Origin of the sequence: Moraxella sp. RCAD0137 (assembly GCF_002894025.1) — a bacterium.
In the GTDB taxonomy this organism is placed as follows: Bacteria; Pseudomonadota; Gammaproteobacteria; order Pseudomonadales; family Moraxellaceae; genus Moraxella; species Moraxella porci.
In genome coordinates this window covers 23,681-41,781 of record NZ_LTCC01000009.1, presented here as the reverse complement: position 1 = coordinate 41,781, position 18,101 = coordinate 23,681, and the positions used below count along the sequence as shown (strand labels likewise).

17 protein-coding genes are annotated in these 18,101 nt (G+C 47.2%); all 17 read right to left on the bottom strand.

The features are described from left to right. Position 1: 1 nt before the first annotated feature. The 17 genes from nuoL to glmM all read right to left on the bottom strand — a co-directional run bounded on the left by nuoL (position 2) and on the right by glmM (position 17,928). Positions 2 to 1,873 (bottom strand): NADH-quinone oxidoreductase subunit L, encoded by a 1,872-nt coding sequence (gene nuoL, locus AZ602_RS06895; RefSeq protein WP_078317632.1) that lies wholly within the window; start codon positions 1,871 to 1,873, stop codon positions 2 to 4. Between the two features lie 3 nt (positions 1,874 to 1,876). Beyond that, on the bottom strand, positions 1,877 to 2,215 hold the full coding sequence (nuoK, locus tag AZ602_RS06890; RefSeq protein WP_369803883.1) for an NADH-quinone oxidoreductase subunit NuoK: 339 nt from the start codon (positions 2,213 to 2,215) through the stop codon (positions 1,877 to 1,879). Positions 2,216 to 2,247: 32 nt separating this feature from the next. Continuing rightward, entirely contained in the window at positions 2,248 to 2,889 is a 642-nt protein-coding gene (nuoJ, locus tag AZ602_RS06885; protein WP_103034301.1) for an NADH-quinone oxidoreductase subunit J, read from the bottom strand. Beyond that, the gene (nuoI, locus tag AZ602_RS06880) at positions 2,886 to 3,434 is read right to left on the bottom strand and encodes an NADH-quinone oxidoreductase subunit NuoI (RefSeq protein ID WP_103034300.1); all 549 of its coding nucleotides are present in this window, start codon (positions 3,432 to 3,434) and stop codon (positions 2,886 to 2,888) included. Before nuoI ends, nuoJ begins: the two co-directional genes overlap by 4 nt. A 13-nt stretch (positions 3,435 to 3,447) precedes the next feature. Beyond that, entirely contained in the window at positions 3,448 to 4,479 is a 1,032-nt protein-coding gene (nuoH, locus tag AZ602_RS06875; RefSeq protein WP_103034299.1) for an NADH-quinone oxidoreductase subunit NuoH, read from the bottom strand. Next, entirely contained in the window at positions 4,479 to 7,532 is a 3,054-nt protein-coding gene (gene nuoG, locus AZ602_RS06870; protein WP_103034298.1) for an NADH-quinone oxidoreductase subunit NuoG, read from the bottom strand. The genes nuoH and nuoG overlap by 1 nt, the downstream gene beginning before the upstream one ends. Further along, complete coding sequence (locus tag AZ602_RS06865) at positions 7,532 to 8,956, bottom strand: NADH-quinone oxidoreductase subunit F (protein WP_103034297.1); 1,425 nt, start codon at positions 8,954 to 8,956, stop codon at positions 7,532 to 7,534. The genes nuoG and AZ602_RS06865 overlap by 1 nt, the downstream gene beginning before the upstream one ends. Further along, positions 8,953 to 9,462: an NADH-quinone oxidoreductase subunit NuoE gene (nuoE, locus tag AZ602_RS06860; protein ID WP_103034296.1), complete on the bottom strand. Its 510-nt coding sequence runs from the start codon at positions 9,460 to 9,462 to the stop codon at positions 8,953 to 8,955. Before nuoE ends, AZ602_RS06865 begins: the two co-directional genes overlap by 4 nt. Positions 9,463 to 9,606: 144 nt before the next feature. Beyond that, positions 9,607 to 10,002, bottom strand: coding sequence for a GFA family protein (locus tag AZ602_RS06855; RefSeq protein WP_103034295.1), 396 nt, complete (start codon positions 10,000 to 10,002; stop codon positions 9,607 to 9,609). A 10-nt stretch (positions 10,003 to 10,012) separates the two neighbouring features. After that, positions 10,013 to 11,767 carry an NADH-quinone oxidoreductase subunit C/D gene (gene nuoC / locus AZ602_RS06850; RefSeq protein ID WP_103034294.1) on the bottom strand — a complete coding sequence of 585 codons (1,755 nt, stop codon included), beginning with the start codon at positions 11,765 to 11,767 and terminating at the stop codon, positions 10,013 to 10,015. Positions 11,768 to 11,848: 81 nt separating this feature from the next. Continuing rightward, positions 11,849 to 12,520 carry an NADH-quinone oxidoreductase subunit B family protein gene (locus AZ602_RS06845; RefSeq protein WP_078317622.1) on the bottom strand — a complete coding sequence of 224 codons (672 nt, stop codon included), beginning with the start codon at positions 12,518 to 12,520 and terminating at the stop codon, positions 11,849 to 11,851. 143 nt (positions 12,521 to 12,663) lie between these two features. After that, entirely contained in the window at positions 12,664 to 13,263 is a 600-nt protein-coding gene (ndhC, locus tag AZ602_RS06840) for an NADH-quinone oxidoreductase subunit A (RefSeq protein ID WP_078317621.1), read from the bottom strand. A gap of 174 nt (positions 13,264 to 13,437) precedes the next feature. Then, positions 13,438 to 13,656, bottom strand: coding sequence for a heavy-metal-associated domain-containing protein (locus AZ602_RS06835; protein WP_078317620.1), 219 nt, complete (start codon positions 13,654 to 13,656; stop codon positions 13,438 to 13,440). 239 nt (positions 13,657 to 13,895) lie between these two features. Continuing rightward, positions 13,896 to 14,672, bottom strand: coding sequence for a DUF305 domain-containing protein (locus AZ602_RS06830; protein WP_103034293.1), 777 nt, complete (start codon positions 14,670 to 14,672; stop codon positions 13,896 to 13,898). 80 nt (positions 14,673 to 14,752) lie between these two features. Beyond that, entirely contained in the window at positions 14,753 to 15,421 is a 669-nt protein-coding gene (gene lolA / locus AZ602_RS06825) for an outer membrane lipoprotein chaperone LolA (RefSeq protein WP_078317618.1), read from the bottom strand. 350 nt (positions 15,422 to 15,771) lie between these two features. Further along, the gene (gene pdxH / locus AZ602_RS06820; protein WP_103034292.1) at positions 15,772 to 16,407 is read right to left on the bottom strand and encodes a pyridoxamine 5'-phosphate oxidase; all 636 of its coding nucleotides are present in this window, start codon (positions 16,405 to 16,407) and stop codon (positions 15,772 to 15,774) included. Between the two features lie 162 nt (positions 16,408 to 16,569). After that, the gene (gene glmM, locus AZ602_RS06815; protein WP_103034291.1) at positions 16,570 to 17,928 is read right to left on the bottom strand and encodes a phosphoglucosamine mutase; all 1,359 of its coding nucleotides are present in this window, start codon (positions 17,926 to 17,928) and stop codon (positions 16,570 to 16,572) included. Positions 17,929 to 18,101 lie beyond the last annotated feature (173 nt).

Here is an 18,101-nt window from a genome sequence, read left to right as displayed (position 1 = left end):
CTTACACCACCATCATCATTGCCAAGATTAGAAGAATGACCAAGCCAAAACCAAAGCTAATCGCGTGTGTACGCAATAGACCAGTTTGGGTTTTTGCGGTCAATTTGTTGCCCACTGATGCCAATGCAGGGAAAACATTGATCAGCTTATCCACTGGGTCATTGCGTAGTGCTTTGGCGATTGCCAAGAATGGCTTGACAAAGACGATGTCATACAACGCATCAAAGCCCAAGCCATGATAGCACCAATGATACATCGCACCACCGATGGCAGTCTTTTTAAAGCATTCAAGCAGGCGACCTTTGTTAAATACATACAAAATCACAGCCAGTAGCAATCCTGCCGCCATAAAACCAACAGCGATATATTCAGCCGTATGCTTGGCATGAGCATCACCTGCTTGCTCAAGTAGTGCACCAGGGCCAAGTGGTAGTACGCCTGTCAATGGTGGTACAAGCAGTGCGCCCACACCCGTTGATAGCACAAGTAGTACCGTCAAAGGCAGCCAGTATGAGATGCCTGATAGCTTATGTGCATGGGTTTTTTCTTCACCAAAGAAGGTAATCCAAATCAAGCGGAAAGTATAAACCGATGTCAAGAATGCACCGACGACACCTGCCCAGAAAAGGGTTTGATAACCGCCTGCATACGCTTCCCAAAGAATCGCTTCTTTTGAGTAGAAACCGACAGTCACCCAAGGCAACGCCACCAAGGCACCACCACCGACGACAAAGCAAGCAAAGACCAGTGGGATTTTCTTATACAAACCACCCATCTTAAAGATGTTTTGTTCGTGATGCACTGACAAAATCACCGCACCTGATGCCAAGAATAGCAATGCCTTAAAGAATGCGTGCGTCATCAAGTGGAAAATCGCCGCTTGCCATGCGCCCACACCGAGCGCGATGAACATATAGCCAAGCTGACTCATGGTTGAGTATGCTAAGATACGCTTGATGTCTGTCTGCGCCAAGGCACAAAAACCTGCAACCAGCATTGAGATTGCACCAACGCCACCTACCCAGTATAGTAGCACTTCAGGCGTTAGGACAAATAGTGGATGCATACGAGCGATCAGATACACGCCAGCCGTCACCATTGTCGCCGCGTGAATCAACGCTGAGACAGGCGTCGGGCCTGCCATCGCATCAGCAAGCCATGTGTGTAGTGGAATCTGTGCTGACTTACCCCAAGCACCGCCCACCAGCATCATGGTCGTCAAAATCATCGTAGGATTATTGACACTAAATACTTCAGGCGCTTTGGTGATGATCTCAGAGATGGTCAAGGTGCCAAACTCACGGAACAATAGGAATAAACCAATCGCCAAAAACACATCGCCCACACGGGTCACGGTGAATGCCTTGATCGCCGCACGGCCATTGGCACGCTCAGAATAATAAAAACCAATCAATAGGTATGAGCAGATACCAACACCTTCCCAGCCTAGGTATAGTAACAAAAGGTTATCGCCCTGCACTAGTAGTAGCATACTGGCGACGAATAGGTTTAGGTAGCTAAAAAAGCGTGCAAAACCATCTTCACCCTTCATATACCATGAAGCAAATAGGTGAATCAAAAAGCCCACGCCAGTAATGATGGCGGTCATGGTCAAAGTCAGACCATCAAACTGCAAGCCAAAAGCTGGGGCAAACTCGCCCACTTTTAGCCAAGTCCATAGCGGTACATTCACCGCTTGTCCATTATAATTTTGGAAATAATCCAGTGATGTCATCAAGGCAAAGATTGCCGATAATGCCATACTACCCACACCAACAATGGTAGCCATTGTTTCAGATAGGCGATCACGCAAGCTTGCTAAGATCAAAAAACCAATCAGTGGGCAAATAAAAGTCCACGCTAGCATACTCATGTCTTACCCCTTTAATCGACTGGCTTGATTCACATCAAGATTGCGGAATCGATGGTAGAACTGAAGCAAAATCGCCAAACCAATCGCCGCTTCTGCTGCTGCCAATGTCAGCACAAAAATAAACATGATTTGACCATCTGGGCTGCCCCACATATTGCCTGCAACCACAAATGCCAATGCAGTCGAGTTCATCATAATCTCAAGGCTCATCAGCATAAAAAGCACATTGCGGCGTGCCATCACACCCACCAAACCAATGGCAAATAAAATCGCTGCCAAAATCAGTGCGTGTGATGATGGGATGCCCAAATTTGCCACTTGTTGCCCCGCTTGCACTGCCATGTCAGTGACCGCTGTCTGCAAATTTGTCGCCATTACAGACCTCCTTGGCGTTTGTTATGATCAGTAAAGACCGGGCCATCAGGCTGATGGTTTGGTGCATTTGCTGCATCTTCTGTATCTTGGTAATGGCTAAAGTTCTCATCGTCAAGTGCTTTTTTGCCCAGATGATAAGCCGCTACCAAAGTACCCAATAGCAAAAATGCCGCCACTTCGACCAGTAGCACATATTGGGTAAATAAGCTTGTGCCGACCGCTTTGGCGTCGATGGTTTGGTCATTAAGCATTTGATTGGTATCAGATGATGCTAGAATCAGACCCACAAGCACAGTTGCGATAATCAGCATCAAGCACACAGGCGTCGCCCAAGCACTTGAAGTCAGCCATGATTTTTCTTCACTGACATCCGTGCCTAGATTTAGCATCATGATCACAAAGACAAATAACACCAAAATTGCACCAGCGTAGACAATCACCTCAAGCACACCTGCAAATGGCGCACCCAAGATAAAGAAAATCCCTGCTACTGCCAACAATGATACAATCATCGATAAAATGGCGTGCACTGGATTGGCGTGCGTCACCACTCGAAAACTAGCAAACACTGCCACAGCTGCCAAGGCATAAAAGCCGACCAAATTGGCATTACTTAAAATATCGGATAAAATCGTCATCATGGTAATAAACTCCGCACATCAATCGGTGCAGCTTCGTTTTGGTGCGAACCTTTTGGTTGATTTTCGGTCGCCATGCCAGTCACACGATAGTAGTTATAATCAGGATATTTACCTGGCCCTGAGATGAGCAGATGCTCTTTTTCATAGACTAGGTTTTGGCGGTTGTATTCACCGATTTCAAAATCTGGTGTCAGCTGAATGGCTGTCGTCGGACACGCTTCTTCACACATACCGCAGAACACACAGCGAGAGAAGTTGATACGGAAAAATTCAGGATACCAACGACCATCATCTCGTTCAGCTTTTTGTAGACTAATACAGCCCACAGGACACGCCACCGCACAAAGGTTACACGCCACACAACGCTCATCGCCATCAGGGTCACGGGTCAGGACAATGCGACCACGAAAACGTGGTGGCACTGGCACAGGCTGCTCTGGGTACAAAATGGTGTCACGGGGACGCAAGGCATGGCTATTGACCATCCACATTGAGCGGACGATACTTGCGATACCAACTGCTGTATTTTTTAGAGTTGTTAGCATAATTTCATCATCCTTATTGTGCCAGTAGAATGACTGCAGCAGTCACCAATAAGTTAATCAAGGTCACCGGCAGGCAGACTTTCCAACCAAAGTTCATCACCTGATCATAACGCGGACGCATCAGCGAGCCACGCGCTAGGACAAACAAGGTCATAAAGAACAAAGTCTTTAGCATAAACCACACCACAGGTGGAATGAATGGAATGTCGATGCCAAACGGTGGCAACCAGCCGCCAAAGAACAAGCAGGTCATGAGCGCTGAAATCAGCACGACATTGACATATTCACCGATGAAGAACATACCAAATTTCATGCCCGAATATTCCACATGATAACCTTCGGCAAGTTCTTGTTCGGCTTCTGGTTGGTCAAATGGATGGCGGTGCGTCACAGCCACGCCTGCCACAACAAAGGTCAAAAAGCCAAAGAACTGTGGTACGACATTCCATACAGTCGTTTGGGCTTCGACGATGTCACGCAGATTAAAAGAACCTGCCATTGCCACCACACCCATCAATGATAGACCTAGGAATACTTCATAGCTAATGGTTTGAGCTGATGAACGCAGACCACCCAAGAGCGAGAATTTGTTCGCCGATGCCCAGCCACCAAACATCACCGCATACACAGCAAGGCCTGCCATCGCAAAGAAGAATAATAAGCCAATGTTCCAATCTGCCGCACCCAAAGTTGGGCTAAGTGGAATGATGGCAAAGCTTGCCAATGCAGTAAACATTGCAATCGCAGGTGCTAGTGTGAAGATTTTTTTGTCGGCAAATTCTGGCGTCCAGTCTTCTTTGAAGAAGATTTTTAGCATATCTGCCACAAGCTGTAGCGAGCCTTGCCAACCCACACGGTTCGGGCCGTAGCGGTCTTGCCATAGTGCCAGCATACGGCGTTCATAAACAATCATCAAGGCAGCAACAATCACAAGCCCTAAGAAAATTACCAAAGCTTGCACCACCAAGAATAGCACCGACCAAGCATCAAAGCTCATCATATTTGCCAAAAATGTCGGCATTTGGGGAATAATACGCGTACTCATTACACAGCCTCCACAGATGGTGCGACTTTGATTGGTGTATCACTCACCTTAAACAGCGGATTACGATGATGGCTTGGCAAATGATCCAAACTCACCGCATAAGCAGGACGATAAACTGGATCGACCGTATCAGCACGCTTGATGGTGGTTGGGACTTTTGGCGACAGTGGTACTTGACCTGCTGCATAGCCGATGCAGCCATCAGGGATAAATTCGGCAAATTTTACCGGTAGGACAATCTCACCTTGGACGCTTTGAATGGATAGCAAATCCCCTTCACGCACTTGCCAATGATCAGCATCTTCTTGGGTCATGTACCAGCCGATGTCTTGGTTTTGGCTTGCCACCACTGGACTTCTTGATGCCATTGGGCTTGAGCCAAACAAGTTATGCACAGGCACTAAGCGTACCACACCATTGAATACGCTGGTACTGGCAGGGTCTTGTACCATGCTGCGATTTGACGCATAAACCACATCCAATCGTGGTAGGCTGTCAAATAGACGCACACCGACATCACCACCTTTGAGCTTGCCACCAACTTTGTCTTGGTATTTGTTCCAAGCTTGTGGTGAGTTCCAACCTGCCGCCCAGGCAAATGGAATGCTGGCAGGATTGGTTTGGTTACCGACATAGCCTTCCATTGAGAAAGTCAGTGCCGTATCTACATCTTTTGGCTGCATTGGTTCATGGATAGACAGCGGTGCACGCATCGCAGTACGACCTGAATAACGGCGTGGTTCACGAGCGATTTTTAGGCCAGTGATACGATAGTCCGCTTCAGGGGCAGCATCTTTGATACCAGTCAGCTGTGGATAATCCGCCACGATATCAGCAATCACTTCATCTAGGTGTGCTGCAGATGCCACTTGTCCTGCATCATGAGCTAATGCATATAGCCAACGCCATGCATCTTTGATGTCACTGGTTGGGTCGTAGTATTTTTTGTCATAAGCTTGGAAGAAACGCTGTGCACGACCTTCTGACGACACAAGCGTACCATCGCTTTCAGCAAAGCTTGATGCTGACAGCACCAAATCCGCCTTATCATGCCAAGCATAGTACTGATGATCGATAACAATCACAGTTTTGCCATTAATCTTATCCAGCACATTGATACTGCTTAGCTGGCTTAGGTCGTTTTCTAGCACCACTACCGCATCAAAGTCGTTTGCCAAGATTTCTTCGATTGACTGACCGCCCAATAGGCTTAGGCCAGCACTGTTCGCCGATGGTAGGCATAGATAGATACCTGCCATGGTGGCAAATTTAGCATCGAGTGCTTTTGGCTTGGGTGTACGCACAAGCTGAGCTTGCACTTCTTTATCCGTACCTGTGCCGTCATGTTCAGGCTTAGCAGCCAACTGTGGATCATGCTCAGGCACTGTTTGCGCCGCTTCTTCGAGCGCTTGATAAGCAGCGACTTCAGCATCATTGACAGACTTGATGGCACGGCGTTTATTGCTCAATGCTTGAGCGATATAGCCTGCCGCTTCGATGATTTGAGCAGATGCCAGTGATGTGCCTGATACCACAAGTGGCTGATTGGCACTGACCAAATCCACAGCGATTTGATAGGCCAAATCCAGCATATCAGCATCGGCATTGAGTGCAGGCTTAGCCAGATTCTCAAGATGTGTATCAAAACTTTCGATCACTTCACCGACCAGATAACCAAGTCGGGCGATCTCTTCGATGCTTGCCACCGCTGAGACTTTGGCGATGTCATCAAGCTTGGTATCGACCACATCCACCACATAAATTGGGCTATAAGCTGATTGGCCGATACGCTTGACAGGCTCAGCCAACCAATGATCGGTGCGTAATGCAGTCGCCATTTTTTTGGCTTCATTTTTGGCAGCTTGGCGGACTGACAGTGCGACACGAGCTGCTGTCTGAGTGATATCCTCACCTAGGACGAACACCGCATCAGCTTGTTCAATTTGTGCCAATGAGACATTATATACGCTGTCATTACGCAGGATTTCAACCGATTTATCCACCAAGGCTTTGGTTGCCATCGATTGACCTGTACTATAATTATCCGCACCGACCAGTTTTTTGAGCGCATAGTTGTTTTCTAGGCTGGTCGCATCAGTACCGATACCGATGGTTTTTTTGCCTTTTAAAAGCGCAATTGCACTATCTAATGCCTGGTTGGCATCCATCATCTCTTTGCCTGATACGCCATTGGCATACGGACGTACTGGACGGTCGGCACGATTGACATAGCCATAACCAAAGCGACCGCGGTCACATAGGAAATAGCCATTGACATCATGGTTGTAGCGGTTTTCGATACGGCGGATTTCACCATAACGCTCGCCTGCTGAGATGTTACAGCCACTTGAACAGCCATGACAGATGCTCGGTGCGTATTGCATATCCCACTTACGGTTGTAGCGGTCTGAGTGGGTCGCATCAGTAAATACACCCGTTGGGCAGACTTCGGTTAGGTTGCCACTAAATTCGCTCTCAAACTGACCATCTGCTTCACGACCGAAATACACACGGTTATTTGACGCATAAACGCCCATATCTTCGCCACCAGCATAATCTTTATAAAAACGCACACAGCGGTAGCAAGCGATACAGCGGTTCATCTCATGATTGATGAACGGGCCCAAATCTTGGTTGTGGTGCGTACGCTTGGTGAAGCGATAGCGTCTTTGGCGATGCCCTGACATATAAGTCATGTCTTGTAGATGGCAATGACCACCTTCTTCACAGGTTGGGCAATCGTGCGGATGGTTGGTCATGATATACTCAACGATACGCTTACGAAAGCCCTTCGCTTCTTCGTCATCGACCGAGATATACATATCATTGGTCGGTGCGACCATGCAGCTCATCACTAGGCGACCACGACCTGCTTCATAGTCTTCGGCATTGTTGTACTGCTTGACCGCACACTGACGGCATGAACCCACTGAGCCAAGCGCAGGATGATAACAAAAATACGGAATATCAATACCAAGCGACAAGCAGGCTTGCAATAGGTTATCGGCGCTATCGACTTCTACCGTCTTGCCATCAATATGAATGACTGCCATCACGCACCCCCTTGTTGAGTGGCATCGCTTGCAGCGGTGTCGCTGTTTTGGATTTTATTGTCAAATTCATGGCGGAAATACTTGAGTGCACTCATCAGCGGCTCCATCGCCCCCGGTGCGTGCGCACAAAATGTCTTACCAATCCATAAATCACGGGTTAATTCAGACAGTTTTTCGATGTCTTCAGGCTTACCTTGTCCATTGTCAATCGCATCAAGCATCTTGACACCCCAAGGTAGACCATCACGGCATGGCGTACACCAGCCACAGCTTTCTCGTTGGAAAAATTGTTGTAAGTTCTTGGATAGACTCACTATATCTTGGGTTTCATCCACGACCATCATCAAGCAAGTCCCCAGACGGCTACCTGCTTTCATAATCGGGTCAAAGTCCATCACCAAATCCAGATGCTCATCGCTTGCGGTCAAAAAGTCGGTACTTGCACCACCTGGCAGCCAAGCTTTTAGCTTAAGTCCGTCCTGCATACCACCAGCCAGCTCAATCAGCTCACGAGCGGTATAACCAAATGGCACTTCCCACAGACCTGCATCCTTGACACGACCTGAGCAGCCCATGATTTTGGTACCAGGCGTTTCTGATTTGCCTTTTTTCTTAGGTAAATCTAGATACCACTCAACGCCATTTAGCATAATGGCTGACATATTGTTCAATGTCTCAACATTGTTCACCACAGTCGGACGACCCCATGCGCCTGAGACTTGTGGGAATGGTGGCTTGGTGCGTGGATTGGCACGGCGACCTTCTAGACAGTTAATTAATGCCGTCTCTTCACCACAGATATAGCGACCTGCACCAGTATGTACGTGCAAATCAAAGTTGAACGCCGTACCCAAGATGCCATCACCCATCAGCCCTGCTTCGTGCAGCTCTTTGATGGCAGCTTCTAGACGCTCGGCAGCCAAAATGTATTCACCACGAATAAAGATATAACCGACACTTGCACCGATGGCATAAGCAGTAATCAGCATCCCTTCAATCAACTGGAATGGCAGGCGCTCCATCAATAGGCGGTCTTTGAATGTACCCGGTTCCATCTCGTCGGCATTACAAATCAGGTAACGCACGCCCCCATCCGGTGGTGTCATAAAGGTCCATTTTAGACCTGCGTTAAAGCCTGCGCCCCCACGACCACGCACATTGGCGGTCTTAATCATCTCGCCGACTTCTTTTGGAGTTTTTGATAAAGCAATTTTTAGCCCTTCAAAGCCTTTGAGTGCCAAATAATCAGCAAGCTTTAGTACAGCATCTTGGTGAAACAGTCGCCAAGTCAAAGGATGAGTAAGGCTTGTTGGCGCTTCGCCTTCTGCCAAGCCAACACCATAAATCGGCACACGCTGATTATTGAGCTGGCTTGGTGCTAGTCCATTTTGGCGAGCTTGTATTTGTTCTGCTACGGTTTTCATGCGTATTGCTCCAGCAACATCGATACTTCACTTGGCAGCACAGGGCCATAAGTATCTTCATCGATTAGCACGCTTGGGCCTTTGTCACAGTTACCCAAACAGCAAATTGGCAATAGTGTAAAGCGACCATCCGCTGTCGTCTGACCAAATTCAATGCCAAGCTCACGCTTGAATGCGTCCGCCAAAGCTTCATAACCTGTCAAATAACACGCAATCGAATCACAAATCAAAATCACATGGCGACCCACAGGACTGCGATAAATGCGGTTAAAAAATGTCGCCACACCTTCCACATCCGTGGTGGCAATGTCTAGCATATTGGCAATGGCAGCGACTTGGGCATCATTAACCCAGCCGTTTCGCTTTTGAACCAATTTTAGGGCATCAAGCACCGCAGCACGAGCTTGTGGGTAGTGATGAATATATTCATCAATGCCTGCAATCTCTTCACTGGTCAAAATGGATGCCACATCCACTTTGGGGGTTTTATCAGTTACAATTTTCATAGAAACCCTTGTTGTTATTATCAATCAATCTATCGTCCACAGTCATTCATGTCAATTGCTTGAAACTACTGATATTAGACATCGTGAACAATAATGATACTTCATTCATGCCAACCCTTTTAAAGAATTTGGCAATTAACCAAATTAACTATTTGCCACCATCTCCAAGAATTCGGCTTCAGTCAATTTGGGTGTGTCATTAGCAAGTTCGTAATAACACGCTTTTTTATCAATAAAAATTTGTGAAGTCAGTTTAAAATTCACATCATCAAACAGCCCTGCTGACAAATAATAATTATCCGTGCCTAGCTGATGAAAATACAAATGCGTACCACAGATTTTACAAAAATTGCGAGTACCCCAATCTGATGATTGATAAGTACCAATTTCTTGGGCATTATCGGTGGTTATACCTTGTGCTTGCACAGTAAATCCTGCCGAACCACCCCATTTACGGCAGTGATTGCAATGACAAGCATGAAGCTCATCATTGCTTGCCACTTCTATAGTTACCGCCTGACACAAACATTGACCTTTCATTCTCAGCTCCTTAGCGATCACAGTCAGCCATGACGATGTCAATACTTGCCAAATAAATAATCGCATCCGATACCAACGAGCCATTAATCACGCTTGGCATCTGCTGCAAGTGTGCAAAAGTCGGTGTACGGATACGCGTGCGATAGCTCATGGTTGAGTTATCTGATGTCACATAGTAGCTGTTTAGACCCTTGACACCTTCGACCATCGCACAGCTTTCGCCTGCTGGCATCACAGGACCCCATGACACAGAGACGAAGTGGTTAATCAAGGTTTCGATGTCTTGGAGCGTGCGGTCTTTTGGTGGCGGTACAGCCAATGGATGTTCGGCCTTGTAAGCACCGCTTGGCATATTGTTCAAGCACTGCTCGATGATGCGTAGTGATTGGCGGATTTCTTCGATTTTCACCAAGCATCTGTCATAAGCATCGCCGTTGTAGAATACCGGCACTTCAAAGTCGAAATTCTCATAGCCCATATACGGACGAGCCTTACGCAGGTCAAAGTCGATACCTGTTGCACGCAGACCTGCACCTGTCACACCCCACGCCAATGCCTGCTTGGCATCATATTGGGCGACAGCTTGGGTACGGCCTTTGAGTACGGTGTTGGTCATCGTGGCTTTGACATATTCATCGATACGCTTTGGCATCCAGTCAAGAAAATCTCGCACCAGTTTTTGCCAACCATTTGGCAAATCGTGCGCCGTACCACCGATACGGAACCATGCAGGGTGCATACGGTAACCTGTCACCGCTTCGATGACATCGTAGGCTTTTTGACGGTCGGCAAACATATAAAATACTGGTGTCATACCGCCTGCGTCTTGGATGAATGTACCCCAATATAGTAGGTTATTGGTGATACGGAAAAATTCGCTCATCATCACACGGATGGTCTGCGCGCGCTCAGGCACGGTGATGCCTGCCAATTTTTCGACTGCCATGATATACGGCAACTCATTCATCACACCGCCCAGATAGTCGATACGGTCGGTATAAGGAATGAATGAATGCCAAGTCTGACGCTCTGCCATCTTCTCCGCACCACGATGGTGATAGCCGATGTCAGGGATACAGTCCACAATCTCTTCACCATCCAGCTGTAGCACTAGGCGGAATGCACCGTGTGCTGATGGATGGTTCGGGCCGATGTTTAGGAACATAAAGTCTTCATCACGGCCACTACGCTTCATACCCCACTCTTCAGGCACAAAACGCAAGTTTTCTTGCTCAAATTGTTGCTTAGCGGTGTTTAGAAAATAAGGCGTAAACTCGGTCGCGCGAGCGTGATATTCTTTACGCAGCGGATGACCTTCCCAGTATTTTGGTAGTAGGATACGAGTCAAGTGCGGATGACCATCAAAGATGATGCCAAACATATCATAGACTTCACGCTCATACCAGTTGGCATTTGGGTAAATCTTGGTGGCGCTTGGGGTGCTTTGACCTTCTTTTAGAGCGACCTTGACGCGAATATCACTATTACGCTCAAGACTCATCAGATGATAAAACACCGTAAAATCACTGGCAGGCAAGCCATGGCGATGTGTACGCAAACGCTCATCAATGGCAGATAAATCCACCAGCATCACATAGGGCTTTGGCAAAGTACGTAGGGTCAATAGCACATCCAGCACATTCTCGGTGCTAACCCAAATCGTTGGGATGCCATCAGCGGTGGTCTGTACCGTGTATTGACCTTGATGCTTGGCATTTAATTCATCAAAAACCGCATGGGTTGATGCGTTGTCAATGATGCTCATTGTTATTTTCCTTATTCGCTCATATCATTATGCGATATGATTCAAATTTAATTTTAAAAATTCTAATATTTTTAAATAAGATTACCAAGCATCATCTTGGCTACGCAAATTGACCGTCGCAATACGATCAGCATTTTTGCGGTCACGCTCTGGTGTCATTACAGGCTGGATAATACCCTGCTCATCCAAGTGAATACCAAGCGGACGGCGTTCATGCGTGATGGAGTTTTGAAGTAGCATCAACGCTTGGATGACCGCTTCTGGGCGTGGTGGACAGCCTGGGATATAGACATCGACAGGTAGGATTTTATCCACACCTTGTACGACTGAATAGATATCATACATACCGCCTGAGTTGGCACAAGCCCCCATGGAGATGACCCATTTTGGTTCTAGCATCTGCTCATACAGACGCAAGATCACTGGCGCCATCTTGACAAAACAAGTCCCTGCCACGATCATCACATCCGCCTGACGAGGTGATGCACGGATGACTTCAGCACCAAAGCGTGATAAGTCATGCACACCTGTCAAAGTGGTGGCATATTCGACATAGCAGCAGCTGGTACCAAAGTTGAACGGCCAAAGTGAGTTTTTGCGACCCCAGTTGGCAGCAGCGTGCGTCAGATCTGATAATTTTGCCATAAAGACATTCTTATCAATCTCAGCTTGAGTGATGTCATCAATCAACTCTCGTGATTGTTTTGGGTATTGATCTGCCGATTGATTGGCACGGGTTAGTGTGTATTTCATAGCGGTACACTTATTTTGTTCGTTTGGAATTTACGAATTGCTGGATTAAATCTGGCTTAAGCGTTTTGCATTCCTTTGCAGTGCGATGATGCTTTTGCATAAGGTAAAAAAACGCCACAGCCTAAGCCGTAACGTTTTTGTATTTAGTCATCTTGACGAAAATCGCGTGTGGTGACTCGTCCTGTCGTGTTGATATGGTCAATGTTCGCCATATGTGCACGGTTTTTTTCGATGTCGTTAGAGACATTGATTCGACCAGATGACTGTGCTGGCACCTTGCCTGTTGGGTCAGTGTGCAGCTCATCAATGCCATTAAATGCCGTGATGGCAGCCAAGTCAAAGTTCTCAGGGCGAGATAGAATGCGAGGCTTTTTCTTGCGTTTATCCGCTGGTGCCCAGTTCATCGCACCCAGACGCATTTCATAGACCAGACCAACAAATAAAATAGCAATGAAGATGGCAGCTGCGGTAAAACCAAGCCAGTTGACTTCACGCACGCTCACTGCATATGCGTATAAGAATAATGCTTCTAAATCGAAAATAACAAAGAAAATTGCAACCAAATAGAACTTGGCAGATAGACGGATGCGCGCTGAACCTGCTGACACCACGCCTGCTTCGAATATTTCTTGTTTTTGAGAACCTGAAGATCGACCGCCTAATAGTCGTGGCACGACCAACATAAACACCACAAGCCCTGCGGCGGCTAGCAAAAATGCAATCGCTGACCAATTGGCTAACATAATCACCTCTTGTGATTGGTATAATCTTATAAAATGGCGGTATTATAGCATACTTTACAAAAATACATCATTTTGGCAAAGAATTTCTGCCCACAAATTATTTCAAATTGTTATGGCATCATTTTTATAAATGCTGTAAAGCCATCAAGCATCAGCTAAAGCGGCGCAAACAGCTTAAAGTGATGTCAGCGTCGCATCAAAGCCTGCCGCTTCAATGGCATCCAATAACTGCTGCTGATTCACCAATGCCTCATCATAGCCGACGCTGGCCACGCCATCTTCTAGACTTATCGAGATGCTGCTGACACCTGTTTGTGCTTGTAGGGCTTTTTGGACGCTGGCTGTGCAGCCTGTGCAAGTCATGCCATCGATTTGAATGTGAGCGTTTTGCATATCTTATTCCTTGAACTTATTTTAGATCATGGCGATGGGAGTCTTAACCAAGAATCGCCATCGCATCAAATTACTATATAGTTGATATCGCTATTTGATATCATCATCAGCTCTCATTATAGCACGCCATCATCACCAGTTTTAATAAAATAAAAACCCGAGCGTCACTTTTTGCTCAGGTTTGGTTATCTATTATCAGCCATTGCCCAGACGATGGTTGATTGGCGATGCTTAATTGGTTAATGTTGATGCTTATTTAACCAAGCCTCCATCTGCTGAATCTGCGCGCTTTGGGTATCATAAATATCCTCTGCCAAAGCCTGAACCTCAGCATCCAATGCCAACACATCAGCCTGCTTGATCATCGCCAGCATTTGGCTTTGATGCAGCTGCATGAGCAGTATGAACGCTTGATCAGGCGAGCTTTGTTGGGCGGCTTTGGTCATACTTTGAAAATGCTGGCTGCTTGGTTTGGATAGTACAAATTGATCGGCGCTCTGCACGCTGTCTTTGGGCACATAAAAGGACAGCCATTGATCCATCCAGCTCATCTGTGCCTGTTGAATATCAATACTGCGCTGGGCAATGCTCCGCGCATCGGCATCTTTGCCGTGTTTTAACTCAATATAAGCCATCATCACCGCTGCCTGCTGATGGCTGCGCATCACCTGAATAAACTGCTGATTAATATCCATATCGCCATCGACTTGGGCGGAGGATTTTTTTAGATCCGTGATAATATCCAGATATTTTTGGCTATGGCCATTGGCTGCACCCACCTCAGATTGCGCAGCTTTTAGATGGGTGCTTTCTTCTTTTTGGGTACAAGCCGTCAAAAGCAGCATCGATAATAAGCCAACCACCAGCACACCAAGTAGCTTAATTGAGGCGGTTTTTTTGGCGGCTGTGTTGACAGCCAAGGCAGTATCACAGCTGTTAGCGCTACGATGCTTTTGGCATCCAGCGACTCTTAGCTGCTTGCGATTATCATAGGCATGAGTGTGATGGTTTTGCATATGTGTCTATCCCACCTTGATTAGCTGCCAGTGTCTGCGGTCATCAAGGCAATGATAAAAGCATTGCCTTGATGGTGCTGTTATTGGCTAATCACATCCACACCGCGTGGCGGCGTAAATTCAAATTGTGCATTGCTCAATCGTTTATTCAACGAAATGTTGGTAAAGCGAATGCTGGTGGTTTGGCCGATGGCATCATTAAGCACCACCATCACAGGACGACCACCATTAAAGCTGATTGAGACATTTTTAAAATTAGCATTGGCTGATTTTGGTGTCAATACAAAGTAATTGCGACCAGCATTTGGTTGAGCGACATTAAAGTTACGGCTGATTTGGCTTGGATCGCCAGATAACAACAGGGCAGGCGTCTCGCCGACTTGGTTGCTCACCGATTGCTTGGTGGCTTGTTGCAAGTCTTTATCATAAACCCACATGGTGTTGCCATTGGCGACAATCAGCTGCTCAGATGGCGACTTGGTTTCCCAGCGAAATTGATTTTGGCGCTGTACACTCATCGTACCGCTAAAGTTGGTTTTTTTGTTACCTGCGTATGTGGTTTGGGTAAAATTTGCCGTCATTGAGCGGATGTTGCTTAGATGGCGATTTAGGTTATTCACCGCAGTTTGCTGTGAGGCTGCTGCTGCGTGCGCGGTCGTAGCAAGCATCATCGGTGCTGCCGCCGCCGTGATCGTGGCCGCGCCAATCATCGCTTTTAGCGTCAGTGCTTTGATGGTTGAAGTTGTCATATCGTTCTCCAAAAAAATATCATTCAAGTTTTGATGTGTGCATTGTGCCAAAATACTGTGTTGCAATCTACATAAAAAATGCAACCAAGCCCACCTGATTGTTACTGCATCCATGAAAAAGCACTAATTTTAGCATAAAAGTTGCCAAAAGCCGCAGCATTTGCCAATTTTGTAACAAAATATGACGAATTTTTAGGTATTGATCTGCTGTTGTTTGGCGTTTAAAGATTTGTCAGCGTGTTTTGTTAGACTGTCTTACTGCTTATTTTGCCAGTGATGGATATGGCATTGTTATCTGACTTTGTGGCAATAAAAACCGCCAACCTCATCGGTGGCGGCTTTTAAGATCATCAAGGCAAGAGTCGCTGTATACGCCACACATCGCCATCAGCGGTATATCGCATACGATCATGCATCCGACCGATACGCCCCTGCCAAAACTCCGCACAGTCCACGATCAGCTCATAGCCACCCCAAAAGCTTGGGTACGGCACAGCGTCGCTGTAGGTGGCATCCAAAGTGGCGAATTTATCTTCGATGATGGCACGGTTTGCCACGACACCGCTTTGGGGCTCGCTCACCCATGCACCCAGCTGGCTTTCACGCGGACGCTTGGCGAAATAGGCGGCAGATTTGTCCGCACTCACCTTCTCGATGCGACCCGATAGTCGCACCTGACGCTCTAGCCCCTGCCAGAAGAATAGCACTTCGGCATTAGGATTGTCAGCGATATCTTGACCTTTGGCACTGTCATAGTTGGTGTAGAACACCACACCACGCTCAGTCAGCTCACGCATCAGCACGATACGCACGCTCGCGCGACCATCCGCACCACAGGTGGCAAGGCTCATCGCATAAGGCTCGGGCAAGGCTTCTGCCACCGCTTCATCAAACCATGTGCGAAATAGCTCAAACGGTGTCGTTGGCAGACCTGTATCAGGCAGGGTGTGTTTTTCGTATGATTGTCTGTGGTCGGTAAGATCCATGAGATTCCCCCTAATTGACTGTGATGTGGGTAAAAAAAGATGATTTATTATACACCGATTTCCTTATAAATGGTGTGGAATTTATGCACTTACCAATACAAACTCAAATCCAAAAAAACCGCTCATACTCAGCGTATCAGCGGTTAAAATCAGTACAGCAAATTATGATGCCAACACTCGCTTGACATGATCCGCTAGGCTCTGTGCCATCGCTTGACAGGTGTCCGCATCTTGATGCTCGACCATCACACGGATGACAGGCTCAGTACCTGATTTGCGGATGAGTAGGCGGCCTTTGCCAACAAGCTCGCTCTCTGCCTTGGCAAAGATGGCAGACAGCTCTTCATTGGCATACGGATCGCTCATCTGCGATAAGCGTACATTGATCAAGGTCTGTGGGAATGGCGTATAGCCCTGGGTGAGCTCGGAGAGATTTTTGCCTGTTTCTGCCATGCAAGATAGCACCTGCAAGCCTGCAACGATGGCATCACCTGTACGGCTCTTATCTAGACATAGGATATGTCCTGATGGCTCACCGCCAATCGTCCAGCCACGAGTCTCAAGGTCCTGCATCACATAGCGATCACCAACCTTGGCACGATGAAACTCGATACCATGCTCCGCCAACGCCAACTCAAGTGCCACATTACTCATCAAAGTACCGACCACGCCTGCAGGCTGTAGATGCTTAGCAAGTACATATAAGATGCCATCACCATCGACGATATTGCCATGCTCATCGGTCATGATGATGCGGTCGCCATCACCATCCAGCGCAATACCGACATCAGCACCATGCGCGCGTACGGCAGCTTGTAGCACTTCAGGATGGGTCGAACCACAGTTGTCATTGATATTGATACCATCTGGCGTATTGTGAATGGCGATGACTTTGGCACCGAGTTCCTTGAGTACTCGTGGGGCGACACTATGCCCTGCACCATTGGCACAGTCCACGACGATCGTCAGATTTGACAGGCTGTGGTGATAAGGGAAACTGCCTTTACAGTATTCGATATAGCGGCCTTTGGCATCATCAACACGGTGGTTTTTGCCGATGCTGTCTGCCTTGATACCCGCTAGGCGAGCTAGGCGTGCATCAGTATCACCGACCAAGGCATCTAGCTCGACATTGATGGCGTCTTGCATATCATCTGAGATTTTTTTGCCTTCGTGTGAGAAGAATTTGACACCGTTATCTTGGTATGGGTTGTGACTGGCTGAGATGACCACGCCCATGTCTGCATGGAAGCTCTTGACCAGATGCGCAATCGCAGGCGTTGGCAATGGGCCAAGCATATAGACATCGACACCTGCTGCGTTAAATCCTGCTTGCAGTGCCGCTTCAATCACATAGCCCGACAGACGAGTATCCTTACCGATAAGTACGCTTGGGCGCTTATTAGGATTTTGGGCGACCAGTACACGACCCGCACCGAAGCCCAAACGCAGCAGAAAATCAGGGGTAATCGGAAAAGTCCCAAACTGCCCACGAATCCCATCCGTACCAAAATAGCTCATTTTTTATCCTTACACTCATGCTTAAGTGATCAATCAATGATGAAATATTTTTACAATGCCATTGATCGGCTGACAAGCCAAAGCTGTGCTGATCATGATTTGTACAATTATAAAAAGATGGCAAATTATAGCACACGGCGTAAGCTTTGTAGCGTTTGCTCTGTGTTAATTTG